Genomic DNA, 18616 nt, shown 5'->3' on the forward strand with positions numbered 1-18616 from the left:
AATGGTTGCCGCCGATAAAAGATATCAAGTATTTGTGAGTTCTACGTACTTGGATCTAAAGGAGGAGCGGCGAGCTATCATATCCACCCTTCTCAACTTGGATGCCATCCCTGCCGGCATGGAGATATTTCCGGCCGTTGACGCCGACGCATGGAATCTCATCAAGCAGGTTATTGATGACTGCGACTACTACCTCCTTGTCATCGGCGGGAAGTATGGCTCCATCGATCCCAACTGCGACTTGAGCTATACGGAAAAAGAATATGATTATGCAGCCTCGATCAAAAAGCCAATCATGGCCTTCCTGTATGGGGACGTCGAGAAACTTCCAGGAAAGAAACTAGAACTAGACAGCGGAATAGCGAACAAGCTGAAAGAATTTCGCGAAAAGGTTAAACAAGGGAAGCATGTCAAGTATTGGACAAGTGCAGACCATCTGGCCGGGCAGGTGGCCGTGAGCTTCCCTAGTCAAATTAAACTATTTCCCGCGATCGGATGGGTTAGAGCCGACAAGATCGCAAGTGTGGAGTCGCTGCAAGAAATTGAAACCTTGCGAAAGCGAATCTCTGAGCTGGAAAATCAACTGGGGGTCGCTGCTCACAACCCTCCGCCTGGCACCTCAGAGCTGCAAAGCGGAAGCGATCCCACGAGCCTTAATATTGAGGCTAGATTCCGCTACGCAACTGGAGGGGTCGTCGCGAGAGGAAGTCTAGCGACTGCGAGAGACTTCACCTGGGATGGAATCTTCTCGATGGTGGGCCCGTCCCTACTGGGCGAGTGCGAACAAGAGCAAATGCATGATGCAATTAACGACTGGATTACCGACCATCTATGGGAAGGCATCTACTCGAATGAGCTGGCAAATGCATTCGATGAGGCTGACTTGAACCTCGAAGATCAAGAGATAACTGAATATTCTCTATCTATTCCGCCGGAGGACTTCCACAACATATTGGTCCAATTTCTGGCTCTTGGCCTCATCGAAAAGGGCGACAGAAAGCGCCCAATTGCGGACCGCAACATCTACTGGAAGCTGACACCGTACGGTCAAACTCGAACGCTGCAGCTCAAGGCCAAGAAGAAGTCCTGAGGGTCGTTCGATCACGCAAGCCCCGAAAAAATCGGCCGGAACCGTACAGGAAGTTTTGGGGCGGGGGCAGGGTCCGGAGATGATCACCCGCAACTTCTACCTACCCCCCCGGTATGCGTCTGCGTCCCAGCCGGCCGGTCAGCGCGTGTTGCATCTGAGGCGATCACCGGTTGTGCTTGCGGCTGTTGCACGACCGGCACAGCACGGCGAGGTTCTCGCGCTCGTCTCCGCCACCGCGTGACTTGAGCACAGCCAGACGACCCGCCACTTTGCCGAGGCCCTGGACACCAACTGACTGAGGGCGGTCCCGGGACGCAGATGACCAACGGAACCACCGGGATAGGGAGCTGTCCGTCGAGCAGGGCTCAGGAGGGACGAAGCTCAACACGCAGAACTTGACAGGGAAGACATCGGCCAGGGTGACGCCTCCGTACTGGCGGCGGGTGAGGGGACCGCCGTCGTCGTGGACGCGGGGCCGGACCCACGGCGCGTCGACCGCTGCCTGCGGGCGCTCGGCGTCACCCGCGTCCCGCTCCTCCTGCTCACCCACTTCCACGCGGACCACGTGGCGGGGCTGCCGGGCGTGCTGCGCGGCCGGGCGGTGGGCGAGATCCGGACGACGTCGCTCCAGGACCCCCCGGAACAGAGTGCGTTCGTCCGCAGGACGGCGGCCGCCGCACGTGTGCCACTGCTGGAGACGGTCCCGGGGGATCACCGCCGCATCGGTCCGCTGTCCTGGCGGGCGCTGTGGCCGCAGCCCTTCCCCACCCCGCTCCCGGAAGAGCCGAACGACGCCAGCGTCACGCTGCTCGTCCGCTCCGGCGCCCTCACCCTGCTGCTCCTCGGGGACCTCGAACCCCCGGCGCAACAGGCCCTGCTGAGGGCCCATCCGATACTGCCACCCGTGGACGTCCTGAAGGTCGCCCACCACGGCTCGGCCTACCAGGACCCCGCGCTGCTAGCCCGCGCGCGGCCCCGGCTGGCCCTGGTGTCCTGCGGCCGGGACAACCCGTACGGGCATCCCTCGCCCCGTACGCTCGCCGCACTGAGCACCGGCGGGGCCGCGGTGCTGCGCACGGACACGGACGGGGCGATCGCCGTGACGGGTGCGGGCCGGGACATGCGCGCGGTGCCGGCGGGACGGGACGCGCTGTAGATCCCGGCGGCGAGAAGCGGCGAGGGCGTGCGACAAGGGCCGCGGGAGGTGTGGAGCGCGAGGGCGTGCGACAAGGGCCGCCGCAGGTGGGAGCAGGTGGGAGCAGGTGGGGGGCTTGCGGGGAGGGTGCGGAGTCGGGCTGAAGGTGCGGAGTCGGGCTAAACGAGCCAGGCGCCGTCCCGCATCAGCTCACGGTCGGCCAGTTCGTTCTCCTCGCGCCACGCCTTCACGGTGCGCGGGGTGATGCGCAGGTACACCCAGGCCGTCCCGTTACGGGGGTCCCAGCCGCCCAGTTTCGCCGCGAAGGCGTCGGCCGACTCCGTCGCCAGCTCCGCCCCCTCCACGAGCTCGGCGGTGCCCTCGATCAGCACCACGTCCCTGGTGTGGCCGAGGGAGACCCGTACTTCCCCGGCCGGGGTCAGATTCCGGGCGGTGGCGTTCGTCCTGCGGGTGCACATCAGGAGCGTGCCGCGGTCCCAGAGGAACGAGAGCGGCACCAAACACGGCCGGCCGTCCGGCGAGGCCGTGGCGGCCCAGAGGTCGTCGTCCTTCGTCAGGCGGTCGAGCACGTCCTGCTTGCGCTGCTCGCGGGGGCGCGCCGGTTCCATGATCGTCATGTCCGCACGGTATCGACGCCGGACCCGCGCGCGCCTCGGGCAATCGGCCTAGGACCAAAGGTCAGGGCCGCTCCAGCCAGCCCTCGTACTCGCCGGCCAGCGCGTGCAGCTCGTCGGCGTCGAGCCGGCTGCCCGGGTCCTCGACCACGACCAGCCACTGCGCGTCTTCCGCGTCGTCCTCGCCGGCCAGGGAATCCCGCACGAGCTGCGGTTCCTCAACGGCTCCGAAGCGCTCGCAGACCTCGACGGCCACCTCCTGGGCGGCGTCGCGGTCCGGCAGTACGAGTACGTGTCTCACATCGCTCACCTGCCCATTCTCCAACACGAACGGGAGTGTCAGTGGGCCGTGGGATGCTGGACCACGATGGCCACCAGGAAGAATTCGAACGACGATCCGCTCGCCCCCCTCACCCTCGCCGTGGGGCAGGAGGACCTGCTGCTGGACCGCGCCGTGCAGCAGGTGGTGGCGGCCGCGCGCGCCGCCGACGCCGACACCGACGTACGCGACCTCATGCCCGACCAGCTCCAGCCCGGCACCCTCGCCGAGCTGACGAGCCCTTCGCTCTTCGCCGAGCGCAAGGTCGTCGTCGTGCGCAACGCGCAGGATCTCTCGGCCGACACGATCAAGGACGTCAAGGCGTACCTCGAAGCGCCCGCCGAGGAGATCACGCTCGTACTGCTCCATGCGGGTGGCGTGAAGGGGAAGGGGCTGCTCGACGCGGCGCGCAAAGCGGGGGCCCGTGAGGTCGCCTGCCCCAAGACCACCAAGCCCGCCGAGCGCCTGTCGTTCGTACGGTCCGAATTCCGCGCCCTGGGCCGCTCCGCGACGCCCGAGGCCGGCCAGGCCCTGGTCGACTCCATCGGCAGTGACCTGCGCGAACTGGCCAGCGCCGTCGCCCAGCTGTGCGCGGACGTCGAGGGGACCATCGACGAGGCGGTCGTCGGGCGGTACTACACGGGCCGCGCCGAAGCTTCCAGCTTCACCGTCGCCGACCGCGCGGTGGAGGGCCGGGCGGCCGAGGCGCTGGAAGCCCTGCGCTGGTCGCTGTCCACCGGCGTGGCGCCCGTGCTGATCACCAGCGCGCTGGCCCAGGGCGTACGGGCCATCGGCAAGCTGTCCTCCGCCCGCGGCGGCCGTCCCGCCGACCTCGCCCGCGAGCTGGGCATGCCGCCGTGGAAGATCGACCGCGTGCGGCAGCAGATGCGCGGCTGGACACCGGACGGGGTGGCGCTCGCGCTGCGGGCCGTCGCCGAGGCCGACGCCGGCGTAAAGGGCGGCGGAGACGACCCGGAGTACGCGCTGGAGAAGGCCGTCGTCACGGTCGCCCGCGCCGCCCGCCACCGGTAGAAGCGAAGGCCGCCCGCCACCGGTAGAAGCGAAGGCCGCCCGCCACCGGTAGAAGCGGAAGACCGTCCGCCACCCCACATCTGAGGACCGCCCGCCATCGGTAAAGGGGAAGCCCGTCCGCCACCCACATCGGAGTCCGCCCGCCACCGGGGCGAAGAAGCACGAAGGCCCCGGCCGCCGTCCTGGGGAGGACGGTGGCCGGGGCCTTCGTGTGAAGCCCTGAAGCCTGTCAAAGCTTTGATGCGCCGCACCCGCGTGGCGAACGCAGGCCGCGTGCGGCGCGAGGTGCCGGATCAGGAGCGGAAGAGAGGGCCCGCTGAGTCCCTACCGGCGATCGTGCGGGTCGTGCAAGCGAATGCTCAGCCCTGGAGGGAGGCAACCTTGTGCGCCAGCGCCGACTTCTTGTTGGCGGCGGCGTTCTTGTGGATGACTCCCTTGGAGACTGCCTTGTCGAGCTTGCGGGAAGCCTCGCGGACGGCCACGGTGGCCTTCTCGAGGTCACCAGCGGTGACAGCCTCGCGGGCCTTGCGGATCGACGTCTTGAGCGAGGACTTGACGGCCTTGTTGCGCAGGCGCGCCTTCTCGTTCGTCTTGTTCCGCTTGATCTGGGACTTGATGTTCGCCACGAAAGAGCCTCTACAGGTTCGTTGGATCTTCGATGAGTGTCCCGCCGGCCGGAGAGCTACTCCGAGGGTTGTGAGACACAGCTGCTCAGCGTACCAGCGGCCCGCCGGACGGCCCAAACCGAGGCCCGCCCGCCGTCCGTGGGACCATGGAAGCTACGTATCGATCCAACATCGCCCCGAGACGAGACCCTGCGTGCCCGCGACTCCTACCAACGTGCCCGAGCCGAGCCGTACCGACCCGGCGCTGATCCGCAACTTCTGCATCATCGCGCACATCGACCACGGCAAGTCCACGCTCGCCGACCGGATGCTCCAGCTGACCGGTGTCGTCGATCAGCGGCAGATGCGTGCTCAGTATCTCGACCGGATGGACATCGAGCGCGAGCGCGGCATCACGATCAAGTCCCAGGCGGTCCGGCTGCCCTGGGCGCCCAACGAGGGCCCGGACGTGGGCACGACCCACATCCTGAACATGATCGACACCCCCGGACACGTGGACTTCACGTACGAGGTCTCGCGGTCGCTCGCGGCGTGCGAGGGCACGGTGCTCCTCGTGGACGCCGCCCAGGGCATCGAGGCGCAGACCCTCGCCAACCTGTACCTGGCGATGGAGAACAACCTCACGATCGTTCCCGTCCTCAACAAGATCGACCTGCCGGCCGCCCAGCCGGAGAAGTTCTCCGAGGAGCTGGCGAACCTCATCGGCTGCCAGCCCGAGGACGTACTCAAGGTCTCGGCGAAGACCGGCCTCGGCGTGGACGCGCTGCTCGACCGCGTCGTCCGCGACATCCCGGCCCCGGTCGGCGACGCGGACGCGCCCGCCCGCGCGATGATCTTCGACTCGGTGTACGACTCGTACCGCGGTGTCGTCACCTATGTGCGTGTCATCGACGGCGGGCTCAACAAGCGCGAGCGCATCCGGATGATGTCCACCAACGCGACCCACGAGCTGCTGGAGATCGGCGTCTCGTCTCCCGAGATGACGCCGTCCGACGGCATCGGCGTCGGCGAGGTCGGCTACATCATCACCGGCGTGAAGGACGTCCGTCAGTCCAAGGTCGGTGACACGATCACCTCCCTGCACAAGGGCGCGACCGAGGCCCTCGGCGGTTACAAGGACCCGAAGCCGATGGTCTTCTCGGGTCTGTATCCGCTGGACGGCTCGGAGTACCCCGACCTGCGCGAGGCGCTCGACAAGCTCCAGCTCAACGACGCCGCGCTGGTGTACGAGCCGGAGACCTCCGCGGCGCTCGGCTTCGGCTTCCGCGTCGGCTTCCTCGGCCTCCTGCACCTCGACGTGATCCGCGAGCGCCTGGAGCGCGAGTTCGGGCTCGACCTGATCGCGACCGCGCCCAACGTGGTCTACCGCGTCGTGATGGAGGACCGCAGCGAGCACACGGTCACCAACCCGAGCGAGTTCCCCGAGGGCAAGATCTCGGACGTGTACGAGCCGGTCGTACGGGCCACGATCCTCGCCCCCAGCGAGTTCATCGGCGCGATCATGGAGCTGTGCCAGACCCGCCGCGGCACGCTGCTCGGCATGGACTACCTCTCCGAGGACCGCGTCGAGATCCGCTACACCCTGCCGCTCGCGGAGATCGTCTTCGACTTCTTCGACCAGCTGAAGTCCAAGACGCGCGGTTACGCCTCCCTGGACTACGAGCCCACCGGCGAGCAGGCGGCGTCGCTCGTCAAGGTCGACATCCTGCTGCACGGCGACCGGGTCGACGCCTTCTCCGCCGTCACGCACAAGGACGCGGCGTACGCGTACGGCGTGCGGCTCGTCGCCAAGCTGCGGGAGCTCATTCCGCGCCAGGCGTTCGAGATCCCCATCCAGGCCGCCATCGGCTCGCGCGTCATCGCGCGCGAGACCATCCGCGCCATCCGCAAGGACGTCCTCGCCAAGTGTTACGGCGGTGACATCTCCCGTAAGCGGAAGCTGCTGGAGAAGCAGAAGGAAGGCAAGAAGCGGATGAAGATGGTCGGCAGCGTGGAGGTCCCCCAGGAGGCCTTCATCGCGGTGCTGTCCAGCGACGACTCCGGCGGCAAGAAGAAGTAGCCGCGACACGCGACCGCACACGAAAGCGCCCTCCGTACTCACGGACGGGCGCTTTCCTGTGTGAGGGGGAGACCGGCGAGGAGCGGTTCCGTTCCGTTATGAAGCCGCGCGCCGCAGCCCCTTACGCCCCGGCCCCTCGCGCTTTACTCTGATCACCACTCGAAGGTTACTCGCCAGTTAAATACCAGCCAGTCGTGCAGCATGCCGCAGGCCCGGAGGACGTCGTGAGCGACACACAGACCTTGATCGAGAACCGGCCGCCGTCGGTGGCGACCCTCTTCATTGAGCGCGTGGCTGCCACGCCCGATGCCGAGGCTTACCGGTACCCCGTGCCGGCCGCGTCCGGGCAGGGAGCGGACGCCTGGAAGTCACTGAGCTGGGGGCAGGCCGCCGAGCGGGTGTATGCCATCGCCGCCGGCCTGATCGACCTCGGCGTACAGCCCGAGGAGCGGGTGGCGCTCGCGTCCAACACCCGGGTCGAGTGGATCCTCGCCGACCTGGGCGTGATGTGCGCCGGCGCCGCCACGACGACGGTCTACCCCTCGACCAACGCGGAGGAGTCGTCGTACATCCTGGCCGACTCCGAGAGCCGCGTGCTCATCGCCGAGGACGCCTCGCAGCTCGCCAAGGCGCGTGAGCGACGCGCCGACCTGCCGAACCTGGCGCACGTCGTCGTCATCGACGCCACGGGCGTCGAGCCAGCCGAGGACGACCCAGAGGGCTGGGTGCTCACGCTGGCCGACCTGGAGGCACGCGGGACGGCGTACCTGGCCAAGCACCCGCAGGCCGTCACCGAGCGGGTGGAGGCCATCACCTCCGACCAGCTCGCGACGCTGATCTACACGTCCGGCACCACGGGCCGCCCCAAGGGCGTACGGCTGCCGCACGACTGCTGGTCGTACATGGCGAAGGCCACGGTGGCGACCGGTCTCATCAGCTCCACGGACGTGCAGTACCTCTGGCTGCCGCTCGCGCACGTCTTCGGCAAGGTGCTGACCTCCGGGCAGATCGAGGCCGGGCACGTCACCGCGGTGGACGGCCGGGTCGACAAGATCATCGAGAACCTGCCGGTGGTCCAGCCGACGTACATGGCCGCCGTGCCCCGCATCTTCGAGAAGGTCTACAACGGCGTCGCGGCCAAGGCGCGGGCCGGTGGCGGCGCGAAGTACAAGATCTTCCAGTGGGCGGCCGAGGTGGCCCGCGAGTACGCCAAGGTCGCGCAGGACAACTTCCGCCGCACCGGCACCGCCTCCGCGCCCTTCGGGCTGACCGCCAAGCACAAGGTCGCCGACAAGCTCGTGTACGCGAAGATCCGCGAGGCGTTCGGCGGCCGGCTGCGTGCCTGCGTCTCCGGCTCGGCAGCGCTCGCGCCCGACATCGGCTTCTTCTTCTCCGGTGCCGGCATCCACATCCTGGAGGGGTACGGGCTGACCGAGTCCAGCGCGGCCTCCTTCGTGAACCCGGGTGAGGCGTACCGCACCGGCACCGTCGGCAAGCCGCTCCCCGGCACCGAGGTGCGCATCGCGGACGACGGCGAGATCCTGCTGCGGGGCCCCGGCATCATGCAGGGCTACCACGGGCTGCCGGAGAAGACCGCGGAAGTGCTGGAGGCGGACGGCTGGTTCCACACCGGGGACATCGGCGAACTGTCGGCCGACGGGTACCTGCGCATCACGGACCGCAAGAAGGACCTCATCAAGACGTCGGGCGGCAAGTACATCGCGCCCGCCGAGGTGGAGGGCCAGTTCAAGGCGGTGTGCCCGTTCGTCTCCAACATCCTGGTGCACGGCGCGGACCGTAACTTCTGCACCGCGCTGATCGCGCTCGACGAGCCGACCATCCTGGGCTGGGCCAAGGACAACGGCCTGGAGGGCAAGTCGTACGCCGAGGTCGTCGCGGACAAGAAGACGCAAGAGCTCATCGAGGGCTATGTGCAGCGGCTCAACGAGGGCTTGCAGCGCTGGCAGACGATCAAGAAGTTCCGGCTGCTGCCGCGCGACCTCGACATCGAGCACGGTGAGCTGACGCCGAGCCTCAAGCTCAAGCGGCCGGTCGTGGAGCGCGAGTACAAGAACCTGATCGAGGACATGTACGCGGGATCGCGCGAGGGGTAGGCACGCGGGTAGCGGCAGCGGTAGCGCGGGCGGGGCCGGACAAGGCTCCGCCCGCGCGGCGTTCCGGTGGCGTTCGGGCGGCGTTCGGGCGGGGTTTCTGTGGCTTTCCGGTAGCGCCCCCGCGCCCCGCTCGCGGGACTCATTACGGCCACTTCGGTGACTCGGTGCTTATGCGCGGCGTCCTTCTGTCACTCTGTTCCATGTCGCCAGCGGCGTAAGCAGAGAACCGACCGGGAGCCGCACAGTGGGGTCCATTCCGAGGCAGCGGAAGACAACCTTCCGCTCGACGCATCTGCCGGACGGGCTGCCGGACCCACAGTCGGCCGCCTGGACCAGCCTGCCGGGGAACCCCCTCGCGCCGGCTGCCGCGCGGCGCTTCGTCCGGGCGGCGCTCGCCGAATGGACCGGGCTCGGCCTGCCGGCAGCCCAGGGTTTCACCGACCGCCTCGCGGACGACGCGGTGATCCTCGTCAACGAGCTGGTGACCAACGCCGTCGTCCACGCGGGCACCAACGTCGAGCTGGTGTGCCACCTGGAGGAGGCGGCGGAGGACGACCCGGCCGCTCTGGTCGTCGAGGTCTCCGACCACCACCCCGCCCGCGCCGTGCGCGACGAACCGGCCGCCGGACCGGACGCGGCGGGCGGCCACGAATTCGGGCGCGGCCTGCACGTGGTCGCGGCCCTCTCCGCGTGCTGGGGCGTCACCTACCGCACCGGCCTCAAGACCGTCTGGGCCCGGATCGCCGTCGACGGCGTACCGGCGGCCTCGGCCGCCGGACCGGACGACAGCGCCGGGCAGGCGATGCAGCGCGGGCTGCGCGCGGCCGAGATCCTGGCGCCCGCACCGCGCCGGCCCGCGCGCGAGTACGACAGCGACTGGATCAACCGGGGAGCGCTGTCCTTCCTCGCGGAGGCGTCCGACCTGCTGACCGGCCAGTTCGACGAGGACATGATCGCGGCGCTCGCCGCGCAGCTCCTGGTGCCGAGGCTCGCGGACTGGTGCGCGGTGTGGCTGGAGGAGGAGGGCGCGGCGCCGCGCCTCGCCCGCGTCTGGCACCAGCGCGAAAGCAGCATCGAGGACCTGCGCGGGCGCGTGGAGAAGGGTCCGCCCGCGCTGCCGGACTCGGCGCGCGGCGGACCCGTGCCGGTGCCGTGGCCCGGCGGTGACGAACCCCACGGCGGGGACGGCGCGGCGGTCGCCTACCGGCTGATGGCGGGCGGGCGCGGGCTCGGGACGCTGATGCTGGGGCGGGCGGGGCTGACACGGATGCCCGACGAGGTGACCGGCCTGATCGAGGACTTCGTACGCCGGGTCGCGCTGGCGGTCGCCGCCGCCCGCCAGTACACCCGGCAGGCCACCATCAGCCACGTCCTGCAAAAGGCCCTGCTGCCGGGCCAGATGGCGGACATCCCGGGCGTCGCGAAGGCCCTCGTCTACGAGCCGCGCGGGCAGGGCGTCGCCGGCGGCGACTTCTACGACGTCTTCCCCGGGGCGAGGGGCAGATGGTCCTTCTCGCTCGGCGACGTCCAGGGCAACGGTCCGGAGGCGGCCGTCGTCACCGGCCTGGTCAGACCGTGGCTGCGGCTGCTCGCCCGCGAGGGCCGGGCGGTCGGTGAGGTGCTGGGGCGGCTCAACGGGCTATTGCTCGACGACGCGGTGGAGGCGGCGGAGGCGACTGCGCGGATGGCGGCGGTCTCGGCAGGGGCGGTGGCCGGGCCGGCGGGAGTGACGGGCTCCGTCGCGGGGGCCGTCGGCTCAGTGGCGGCGGGCGTCGGCCCGCTCACGGTGCCCGCCGGGCCTCTCGTGGTGCCCGCGGGGCCTCCGGCGGTGCCCGCGGGGCCGGTCACCCTGTGGGACGTGGCGCCGCAGCCCCGCTTCCTCTCGCTCCTGTACGGCGAACTGGTGCCCCTCGGGCCCGAGGACGGAGGCGGCGTGCGCTGCACCCTCGCCTGCGCGGGCCATCCGCTGCCGCTCGTGCTCCGCCCCGACGGGAGCGTGCGGCCGGCCGCCGCCTCGCAGATGCTGCTCGGCGTCGTCGACGACGTGACGTACGAGAGCGAGACCTTCGTGCTGGGGGCGGGCGACACCCTGCTGTGCGTCACGGACGGCGTCACCGAGCGGCGCTCCGGCCGCCGCATGTTCGACGACGCCGACGGGCTGGCCGCGGCGCTCGGGCGGTGCGTGGGGCTGAGCGCGCAGGGGGTCGCAGAAAGGATCATGCGCGAGGTGCGCGATTTCTCCCCGACGCCGCCCGACGACGACCTGGCGCTGCTCGTCCTCCAGGCAATGTGACCGGAGCTGTGACAATGGGGGCATGCCTTCTGTACTGCCCGACGGTGAGCCCATGCCCGAAGACGGGGCACTGCCCGCGCACGCCCTGGTCGGCGCGGCGGAGCGGCCACTCGGCTTCTACCTGCACGTTCCGTACTGCGCCACGCGCTGCGGCTACTGCGACTTCAACACCTACACGGCGACCGAGCTGCGCGGCTCGGGCGGTGCGCTGGCCTCCCGCGACAACTACGCGGACACGCTGGTGGAGGAGGTGCGCCTGGCGAGGAAGGTGCTCGGCGACGACCCGCGCGAGGTACGGACCGTCTTCGTCGGCGGGGGAACGCCGACGCTGCTGGCGGCGGGTGATCTCGTACGGATGCTGGGAGCGATCCGGGACGAGTTCGGGATCGCGGACGACGCGGAGATCACCACCGAGGCGAATCCGGAGTCGGTGAACCCGGCGTACCTGGAGGAGCTGCGGGCCGGTGGCTTCAACCGGGTCTCGTTCGGGATGCAGAGCGCCAAGCAGCACGTACTGAAGATCCTGGACCGCACGCACACCCCCGGGCGGCCCGAGGCGTGCGTCGCGGAGGCGCGGGCGGCGGGCTTCGAGCACGTGAACCTCGACCTGATCTACGGCACGCCGGGGGAGTCCGACGCGGACTGGCAGGCGTCACTGGACGCGGCGGTCGGGGCCGGTCCCGACCACGTGAGCGCGTACGCGCTGATCGTGGAGGAGGGCACGCAGCTGGCGCGGCGGATCCGGCGCGGCGAGGTGCCGATGACGGACGACGACGTGCACGCGGACCGGTACCTGATGACGGAGTCCGCGCTGTCGGCGGCGGGTTTCGAGTGGTACGAGGTGTCCAACTGGGCCACCTCCGAGGCGGCCCGGTGCCTGCACAACGAGCTGTACTGGCGCGGGGCGGACTGGTGGGGCGCGGGGCCGGGGGCCCACAGCCACGTGGGCGGCGTGCGGTGGTGGAACGTCAAGCACCCGGGTGCGTACGCGCAGGCACTGGGGGACGGTCGCTCGCCCGGCGCCGGGCGCGAGGTGCTTCCCGCCGAGGACCGGCGGGTGGAGCGCATCCTGCTGGAGCTGAGGCTGGCGGACGGCTGCCCGCTGTCACTGCTGGCCCCGGCCGGGCTGGCGGCGGCCGAGCGGGCGCTGCGGGAGGGGCTGCTGGCTCGTGAGCCGTTCGACGCGGGGCGGGCGGTCCTGACGCTGCGGGGCCGGCTGCTGGCCGACGCGGTGGTACGGGACCTGGTGGACTGACCCCGGGGTCCCGGGGTCCCGGGGTCCCGGCGTCCCGGGGTCCCGGCGTCCCGTGGCGCCGGTGGGGGATGCGAGTGCGCGGGCGGGGGAACAGCGCCGCGGGCAACCTGCACCGCACCGCCCCCTCCGTCAGGCGTCACCGACGTCCGTGACGAAGTCGATCAGCTCCTCCACCCGCCCCAGCAGCGCCGGCTCCAGGTCCCGGTACGAGTGGACCGACGCCAGGATCCGCTGCCACGCCGCGCCGGTGTTCTCCGGCCACCCCAGCCCCCGGCACACGCCCGTCTTCCAGTCCTGGCCCCGCGGCACCTTCGGCCAGGCCCGGATGCCCACGGCGGACGGCTTCACCGCCTCCCACACGTCGATGTACGGGTGGCCGACCACCAGCACGCACGGGTCCGAGACCTGCTCCGCGATGCGGGACTCCTTCGAGCCCGGGACCAGGTGATCGACCAGGACGCCCAGCCGGGCGTCCGGAGCGGGGGCGAAGTCCGCGACGATCGCGGGGAGGTCGTCGATGCCCTCCAGGTACTCGACGACCACGCCCTCGATACGCAGATCGTCGCCCCACACCCGCTCCACCAGCTCCGCGTCGTGGCGCCCCTCCACATAGATCCGGCCCGCCCGCGCGACCCGGGCCCGCGCGCCCGGAACGGCCACCGACCCCGACGCCGTACGGGCGGGGGCCGACCGCGCCGCCGCGGGGGAGGACGGGCGTACCAGCGTGACGACGCGGCCCTCCAGGAGGAAGCCGCGCGGCTCCATCGGGAACACCCGGTGCTTCCCGAAGCGGTCCTCCAGGGTCACCACCGGCCCCTGCGCCGTCTTCTCGCACCGGATCACCGCACCGCAGAAACCGGTGGTGACCTCCTCCACGACCAGATCGGCCTCGGCGGGGACCTCGGGAGCGGGGGCGGTCTTCTTCCAGGGCGGGGTGAGGTCCGGCCCGTACTGTCGGCTGCGCATTCCGCCGACGATAGCCCGCCCCCGGGGTCACGAAACGGGGAACCGCTCCGCCAACGCGTCCCGCTGCGCCCGGACATACGCCGCGTCCACCACCGCCCCGTGCCCCGGCACGTACACCGCGTTCTCGCCGCCCAGCGCCAGCAGCCGGTCCAGGGCCGCCGGCCAGCGGGACGGGAGGGCGTCCGGGCCGGCCTGCGGGGTCCCCGACTCCTCCACCAGATCTCCGCAGAAGACGACCTCGGGGCTGCCCGGCACCAGCACCGCCAGGTCGTGCCCGCTGTGTCCGGGGCCGACGTTCGCCAGCAGCACCTGGCGGCCTCCCAGGTCCAGCGTCCACTCGCCGCACACCGTGTGGTGCGGCGCCACCAGCACGTCCACCGCCTCGGCCGCCGTCCCCCGCTCCACTCCGTGCCGCACCGCGTCGTCCCGCAGCGCCTCCCGGTCCCGCCGCAGCACGTCGTCGATGCCGACCGCTCCGAACACCTCGGTTCCGGAGAACGCCGCCGCACCCAGCACGTGATCGAAATGGGGATGGGTGAGGGCGATATGCGTCACTCTTCTGCCGGGGCCCAGAAGCCGCTGCGCCTGCGCGCGCAGCTCCGCTCCCTCGCGCAGCGTCGCCCCCGTGTCGATGAGCAGCGCCCGGCCGCCGTCCCCGACCACCAGGCCCACCGTCGCGTCCCAGACGGGCATACGCCGCCGCCCCACCCCCGGTGCGAGCCGCTCCCAGCCTGCCTCTTCCCAACTGACGTCCATACCGCGACGCTAGACCCATCCCCGGGAGTCCCGCCCGCTGAACAGGGCCGTCGCGCCGCGACTGGCGCGGTAACGTGACCGGCCGCCCTTGCTAGGCGCGTACCCGCCCGCCGTACACTGGGCGGGGACTGTTGGCACTCCCCCGCGGTGAGTGCCAGGCAGACGCCGGAGACACCGGACGAACGACCAGCTGGAGGTGGTGCGCGATGCTCAGCGAACGCAGACTCGAGGTGCTGCGCGCCATCGTCCAGGACTATGTCGGCACCGAGGAGCCCGTCGGCTCCAAGGCGCTCACCGAGCGGCACAAGCTCGGCGTCTCGCCGGCCACCGTCCGCAACGACATGGCCGCCCTGGAGGACGAGGGTTTCATCGCCCAGCCCCACACGAGCGCCGGGCGCATCCCGACGGACAAGGGCTACCGCCTGTTCGTCGACAAGCTCGCGGGCGTCAAGCCCCTGTCGTCGCCCGAGCGCCGCGCCATCCAGAACTTCATGGACGGTGCGGTCGACCTCGACGACGTCGTGGCGCGTACGGTGCGGCTGCTCGCGCAGCTGACCCGGCAGGTCGCCGTCGTGCAGTACCCCTCGCTGACCCGGTCGACGGTCCGGCATGTGGAACTTCTCTCGCTGGCTCCCGCCCGCCTGATGCTCGTGCTCATCACGGACACCGGACGGGTCGAGCAGCGCATGATCGACTGTCCGGCGCCCTTCGGCGAGACGTCCCTGGCGGATTTGCGCGCCCGGCTGAACAGCCGGGTCGTGGGGCGCCGCTTCGCGGACGTACCGCAGCTGGTGCAGGACCTTCCCGAATCCTTCGACAAGGAGGACCGGGGAACCGTTTCGACGGTTCTGTCCACCCTCCTGGAGACTCTGGTCGAGGAGACCGAGGAGCGGCTGATGATCGGCGGCACCGCCAATCTGACGCGCTTCGGGCATGATTTCCCCCTCACGATCCGGCCGGTGCTGGAGGCACTGGAGGAGCAGGTCGTGCTCCTCAAGCTGCTGGGTGAGGCAACCGACTCGGGCATGACCGTACGAATCGGGCACGAGAACGCCCATGAAGGGCTCAGCTCCACGTCCGTCGTCGCAGTCGGCTACGGTTCGGGCGACGAAGCAGTCGCGAAACTCGGCGTGGTCGGACCGACCCGCATGGACTACCCCGGAACGATGGGAGCGGTACGCGCAGTGGCACGTTACGTCGGACAGATCCTGGCGGAGTCGTAAGTGGCCACCGACTACTACGCCGTACTCGGCGTACGCCGCGACGCTTCCCAGGATGAGATCAAGAAGGCATTCCGGCGGCTGGCGCGCGAGCTCCACCCGGACGTGAATCCCGATCCCAAGACGCAAGAGCGCTTCAAGGAGATCAACGCCGCCTACGAGGTGTTGTCGGACCCGCAGAAGAAGCAGGTCTACGACCTCGGCGGCGACCCCCTCTCGCAGGCGGGCGGCGGAGCCGGCGGCTTCGGCCAGGGCGGCTTCGGGAACTTCTCGGACATCATGGACGCGTTCTTCGGTACGGCGTCGCAGCGCGGCCCGAGGTCGCGCACGCGGCGCGGCCAGGACGCGATGATCCGGCTGGAGATCGACCTCAACGAGGCGGCCTTCGGTACGACGAAGGACATCCAGGTCGACACGGCCGTCGTGTGCACGACGTGCTCGGGCGAGGGCGCCGCACCCGGCACCTCCGCCCAGACCTGCGACATGTGCCGCGGCCGCGGTGAGGTCTCGCAGGTCACCCGGTCCTTCCTGGGCCAGGTCATGACCTCGCGCCCCTGCCCGCAGTGCCAGGGCTTCGGCACGGTCGTACCGACCCCGTGCCCGGAGTGCGCCGGAGACGGGCGCGTGCGCTCGCGCCGGACGCTCACGGTCAAGATCCCGGCCGGTGTCGACAACGGCACGCGGATCCAGCTCGCGGGCGAGGGCGAGGTCGGCCCCGGCGGCGGCCCCGCCGGTGACCTGTACGTCGAGATCCACGAGCTCCCGCACGCGGTGTTCCAGCGGCGCGGCGACGACCTGCACTGCACGGTCACCATCCCGATGACGGCGGCGGCGCTGGGCACCAAGTGCCCGCTGGAGACGCTCGACGGGGTGGAGGAGATCGACGTACGGCCCGGCACGCAGTCCGGCCAGTCGATCCCGCTGCACGGGCGCGGCGTCACGCACCTGCGCGGCGGCGGGCGCGGCGACCTCATCGTGCACGTGGAGGTACTGACCCCGTCGAAGCTGGACCCGCAGCAGGAGGACCTGATGCGCCAGCTCGCGAAGCTGCGCGGTGAGGAGCGCCCGACGGGGCAGTTCCAGCCCGGTCAGCAGGGGCTGTTCTCGCGCCTGAAGGACGCCTTCAACGGGCGGTAGGCGCTCACTGGACGGACGCCTTCACCGGCGTATCGCGATCGCCGCACAAACGCCTGCGACAGGCGCCGGGCGCACGCCTCCGGGACGGCGGAAGCCTCGATTCGGTGCAGTGCGGAGGGCATGAAACTATGCGTTCATGTCCTCCGCACTGACCGATCTTTGCCGTTATCCGATCGTGCAGGCCCCCATGGCGGGCGGCGCCTCCAGTCCTCAACTCGTCGCCGCCGTCTGCGAGGCCGGCGCCCTCGGGTTCCTTGCCGCCGGGTACAAGACCGCGGACGGTATGTACGAGGAGATCAAGCAGCTGCGGGGTCTGACCTCTCGGCCGTTCGGCGTCAATCTCTTCATGCCGCAGCCGAGCCACGCCGACCCCGCCTCCGTGGAGGTCTACCGTCACCAGCTGGCCGGCGAGGCCGACTGGTACGACACCCCCCTCGGCGAATCCGACAACTGCTCCGACGACGGCTACGAAGCCAAGCTGGCCATCCTCATCGACGACCCCGTCCCCGTCGTCTCCTTCACCTTCGGCTGCCCCACCCGGCCCGTACTCGACGCCTTCGCGAAGGCCGGCACCTTCACCGTCGTGACCGTCACCACGCCGGAAGAGGCCCAGATCGCCCAGTGGACCGGCGCCGACGCCGTCTGCGTCCAGGGCATCGAGGCAGGCGGCCACCAGGGAACGCACCGCGACGATCCCAAGAACGACGGCAGTGGCATCGGGCTGCTGTCCCTCGTCGCGCAGGTACGCGAGACCGTGCAGCTCCCGATCATCGCGGCGGGGGGCGTGATGCGCGGGTCGCAGATCGCCGCGGTCCTCGCGCTGGGCGCGGACGCGGCGCAGCTCGGCACGGCGTTCCTGGTGTGCCCCGAGTCCGGCGCCAACGTCCTGCACAAGCAGGCCATGACCAACCCGCTGTTCGTCCGCACGGAACTCACCCGGGCGTTCTCGGGACGCCCCGCGCGCGGTCTCGTCAACCGCTTCATGCGCGAGCACGGCCCGTACGCCCCCGCCGCCTACCCCCAGGTGCACCACATCACCTCCGGGCTGCGCAAGGCCGCCGCCAAGGCGGGCGACGCCCAGGGCATGGCGCTGTGGGCCGGGCAGGGCCACCGGATGGCGCGCGAGATGCCGGCCGGTCAGCTGGTCGAGGTCCTGGCGGCCGAGACCGACGCGGCGCGGGCGGCACTGGACCTGCGCGGCGCGGGCGGTGCGGTGTGACGGCGCCGGTCTTCGTCGTCGACGCCGTGCCGCCGAAGGGACGGTTCGTACTCGAAGGGCCCGAGGGGCGGCACGCCGTCTCGGTACGGCGGCTGCACGCGGGGGAGAACGTCGTACTGACCGACGGGCTCGGGACCGGCGCGGCGGCCGTCGTACTGGCGGCCGAGGGCAAGGACCGGCTCGTCGTCGAGGTGGGCGACGTGACGGCGGAGCCGGAACCGGTGCCGCGCATCACCGTCGTACAGGCGCTTCCCAAGGGCGACCGGGGCGAGGTGGCCGTCGAGACGATGACGGAGACCGGGGTCGACGCGATCGTGCCGTGGCAGGCGTCCCGCTGCATCACGCAGTGGCGCGGCGACCGGGGCGCGAAGTCCCTCGCCAAGTGGCGGGCGACGGCCCGCGAGGCGGGCAAGCAGTCGCGCAGGCTCCGCTTCCCCGAGGTCACGGACGCCCTGACGACGAAGCAGGTGGCCGCACTGCTGGCCACGGCCGACTTCGCCGCCGTCCTCCACGAGGACGCGTCGGTGGGCAGCGCCGCGCTCGCCACGGCGGGGCTGCCCGACACCGGCTCCATTGTGCTGGTCGTGGGGCCGGAGGGGGGCGTGTCGCCGGAGGAGCTGGCGGTGTTCGCGCAGGCTGGTGCGAAGCCGTACCGGCTGGGGAACAGTGTGCTGCGTACGTCGACCGCCGGGACGGCGGCGGCGGCACTGCTGCTGGGGCGTACGGGCCGCTGGTCCTGACCCGCCGGATGTGACCAGAA

16 protein-coding genes and 1 pseudogene are annotated in these 18616 nt (G+C 70.4%); 11 read left to right on the top strand and 6 right to left on the bottom strand.

Going from position 1 to position 18616, the window contains the following annotated elements:
* Position 1 precedes the first annotated feature (1 nt).
* A complete protein-coding gene (locus AS594_RS41240; RefSeq protein ID WP_167368039.1) occupies positions 2 to 1090 on the top strand; it encodes a DUF4062 domain-containing protein in 1089 nt (362 codons plus the stop codon).
* A 163-nt stretch (positions 1091 to 1253) separates the two neighbouring features.
* Here AS594_RS41240 and AS594_RS47950 read toward each other — a convergent pair whose 3' ends face one another.
* Complete coding sequence (locus AS594_RS47950; RefSeq protein ID WP_420877899.1) at positions 1254 to 1478, bottom strand: HNH endonuclease signature motif containing protein; 225 nt, start codon at positions 1476 to 1478, stop codon at positions 1254 to 1256.
* An 18-nt stretch (positions 1479 to 1496) separates the two neighbouring features.
* Between AS594_RS47950 and AS594_RS23065 the strand changes: the two are divergent.
* Positions 1497 to 2246: pseudogene (locus tag AS594_RS23065) on the top strand (ComEC/Rec2 family competence protein); the annotation flags it as partial.
* 158 nt (positions 2247 to 2404) lie between these two features.
* Here the strand turns inward: AS594_RS23065 and AS594_RS23070 are convergent.
* Both AS594_RS23070 and AS594_RS23075 read right to left on the bottom strand, forming a co-directional pair.
* Positions 2405 to 2863: a pyridoxamine 5'-phosphate oxidase family protein gene (locus AS594_RS23070; protein WP_069932284.1), complete on the bottom strand. Its 459-nt coding sequence runs from the start codon at positions 2861 to 2863 to the stop codon at positions 2405 to 2407.
* A 61-nt stretch (positions 2864 to 2924) separates the two neighbouring features.
* Positions 2925 to 3170, bottom strand: coding sequence for a hypothetical protein (locus tag AS594_RS23075; protein WP_069928806.1), 246 nt, complete (start codon positions 3168 to 3170; stop codon positions 2925 to 2927).
* 57 nt (positions 3171 to 3227) lie between these two features.
* Here AS594_RS23075 and holA point away from each other — a divergent pair, with 57 nt between their 5' ends.
* The gene (gene holA / locus AS594_RS23080; protein ID WP_069932283.1) at positions 3228 to 4211 is read left to right on the top strand and encodes a DNA polymerase III subunit delta; all 984 of its coding nucleotides are present in this window, start codon (positions 3228 to 3230) and stop codon (positions 4209 to 4211) included.
* A gap of 359 nt (positions 4212 to 4570) precedes the next feature.
* Here holA and rpsT read toward each other — a convergent pair whose 3' ends face one another.
* A complete protein-coding gene (rpsT, locus tag AS594_RS23085) occupies positions 4571 to 4837 on the bottom strand; it encodes a 30S ribosomal protein S20 (protein WP_028813489.1) in 267 nt (88 codons plus the stop codon).
* Positions 4838 to 5030: 193 nt separating this feature from the next.
* Between rpsT and lepA the strand changes: the two genes are divergently transcribed.
* The 4 genes from lepA (at position 5031) to hemW (ending at position 12558) form a co-directional block, all read left to right on the top strand.
* Complete coding sequence (gene lepA / locus AS594_RS23090; protein ID WP_069928808.1) at positions 5031 to 6896, top strand: translation elongation factor 4; 1866 nt, start codon at positions 5031 to 5033, stop codon at positions 6894 to 6896.
* Positions 6897 to 7120: 224 nt separating this feature from the next.
* Positions 7121 to 9010 carry an AMP-dependent synthetase/ligase gene (locus AS594_RS23095; protein WP_069930715.1) on the top strand — a complete coding sequence of 630 codons (1890 nt, stop codon included), beginning with the start codon at positions 7121 to 7123 and terminating at the stop codon, positions 9008 to 9010.
* A gap of 244 nt (positions 9011 to 9254) precedes the next feature.
* The gene (locus AS594_RS23100) at positions 9255 to 11303 is read left to right on the top strand and encodes an ATP-binding SpoIIE family protein phosphatase (RefSeq protein ID WP_069928809.1); all 2049 of its coding nucleotides are present in this window, start codon (positions 9255 to 9257) and stop codon (positions 11301 to 11303) included.
* A 22-nt stretch (positions 11304 to 11325) separates the two neighbouring features.
* Positions 11326 to 12558 carry a radical SAM family heme chaperone HemW gene (gene hemW, locus AS594_RS23105; protein WP_069932282.1) on the top strand — a complete coding sequence of 411 codons (1233 nt, stop codon included), beginning with the start codon at positions 11326 to 11328 and terminating at the stop codon, positions 12556 to 12558.
* A gap of 129 nt (positions 12559 to 12687) precedes the next feature.
* Here hemW and AS594_RS23110 read toward each other — a convergent pair whose 3' ends face one another.
* Positions 12688 to 13524, bottom strand: a complete 837-nt coding sequence (locus AS594_RS23110; RefSeq protein ID WP_069932281.1) for a DUF3097 domain-containing protein — start codon at positions 13522 to 13524, stop codon at positions 12688 to 12690.
* 27 nt (positions 13525 to 13551) lie between these two features.
* On the bottom strand, positions 13552 to 14280 hold the full coding sequence (locus tag AS594_RS23115) for an MBL fold metallo-hydrolase (protein ID WP_069932280.1): 729 nt from the start codon (positions 14278 to 14280) through the stop codon (positions 13552 to 13554).
* Positions 14281 to 14486: 206 nt separating this feature from the next.
* On the opposite strand from AS594_RS23115, the gene hrcA reads away from it, so the two are divergent.
* The 4 genes from hrcA (at position 14487) to AS594_RS23135 (ending at position 18596) form a co-directional block, all read left to right on the top strand.
* Complete coding sequence (gene hrcA / locus AS594_RS23120; RefSeq protein ID WP_069935334.1) at positions 14487 to 15503, top strand: heat-inducible transcriptional repressor HrcA; 1017 nt, start codon at positions 14487 to 14489, stop codon at positions 15501 to 15503.
* Positions 15504 to 16637, top strand: coding sequence for a molecular chaperone DnaJ (dnaJ, locus tag AS594_RS23125; protein WP_069928814.1), 1134 nt, complete (start codon positions 15504 to 15506; stop codon positions 16635 to 16637). It begins immediately after the preceding gene.
* A gap of 136 nt (positions 16638 to 16773) precedes the next feature.
* Positions 16774 to 17856: a nitronate monooxygenase gene (locus AS594_RS23130; protein ID WP_069932278.1), complete on the top strand. Its 1083-nt coding sequence runs from the start codon at positions 16774 to 16776 to the stop codon at positions 17854 to 17856.
* Positions 17853 to 18596: a 16S rRNA (uracil(1498)-N(3))-methyltransferase gene (locus AS594_RS23135; protein ID WP_069932277.1), complete on the top strand. Its 744-nt coding sequence runs from the start codon at positions 17853 to 17855 to the stop codon at positions 18594 to 18596. The genes AS594_RS23130 and AS594_RS23135 overlap by 4 nt, the downstream gene beginning before the upstream one ends.
* The last annotated feature ends 20 nt before the right edge of the window (positions 18597 to 18616 follow it).

It is taken from the genome of Streptomyces agglomeratus, assembly GCF_001746415.1.
Taxonomy (GTDB): domain Bacteria; phylum Actinomycetota; class Actinomycetes; order Streptomycetales; family Streptomycetaceae; genus Streptomyces; species Streptomyces agglomeratus.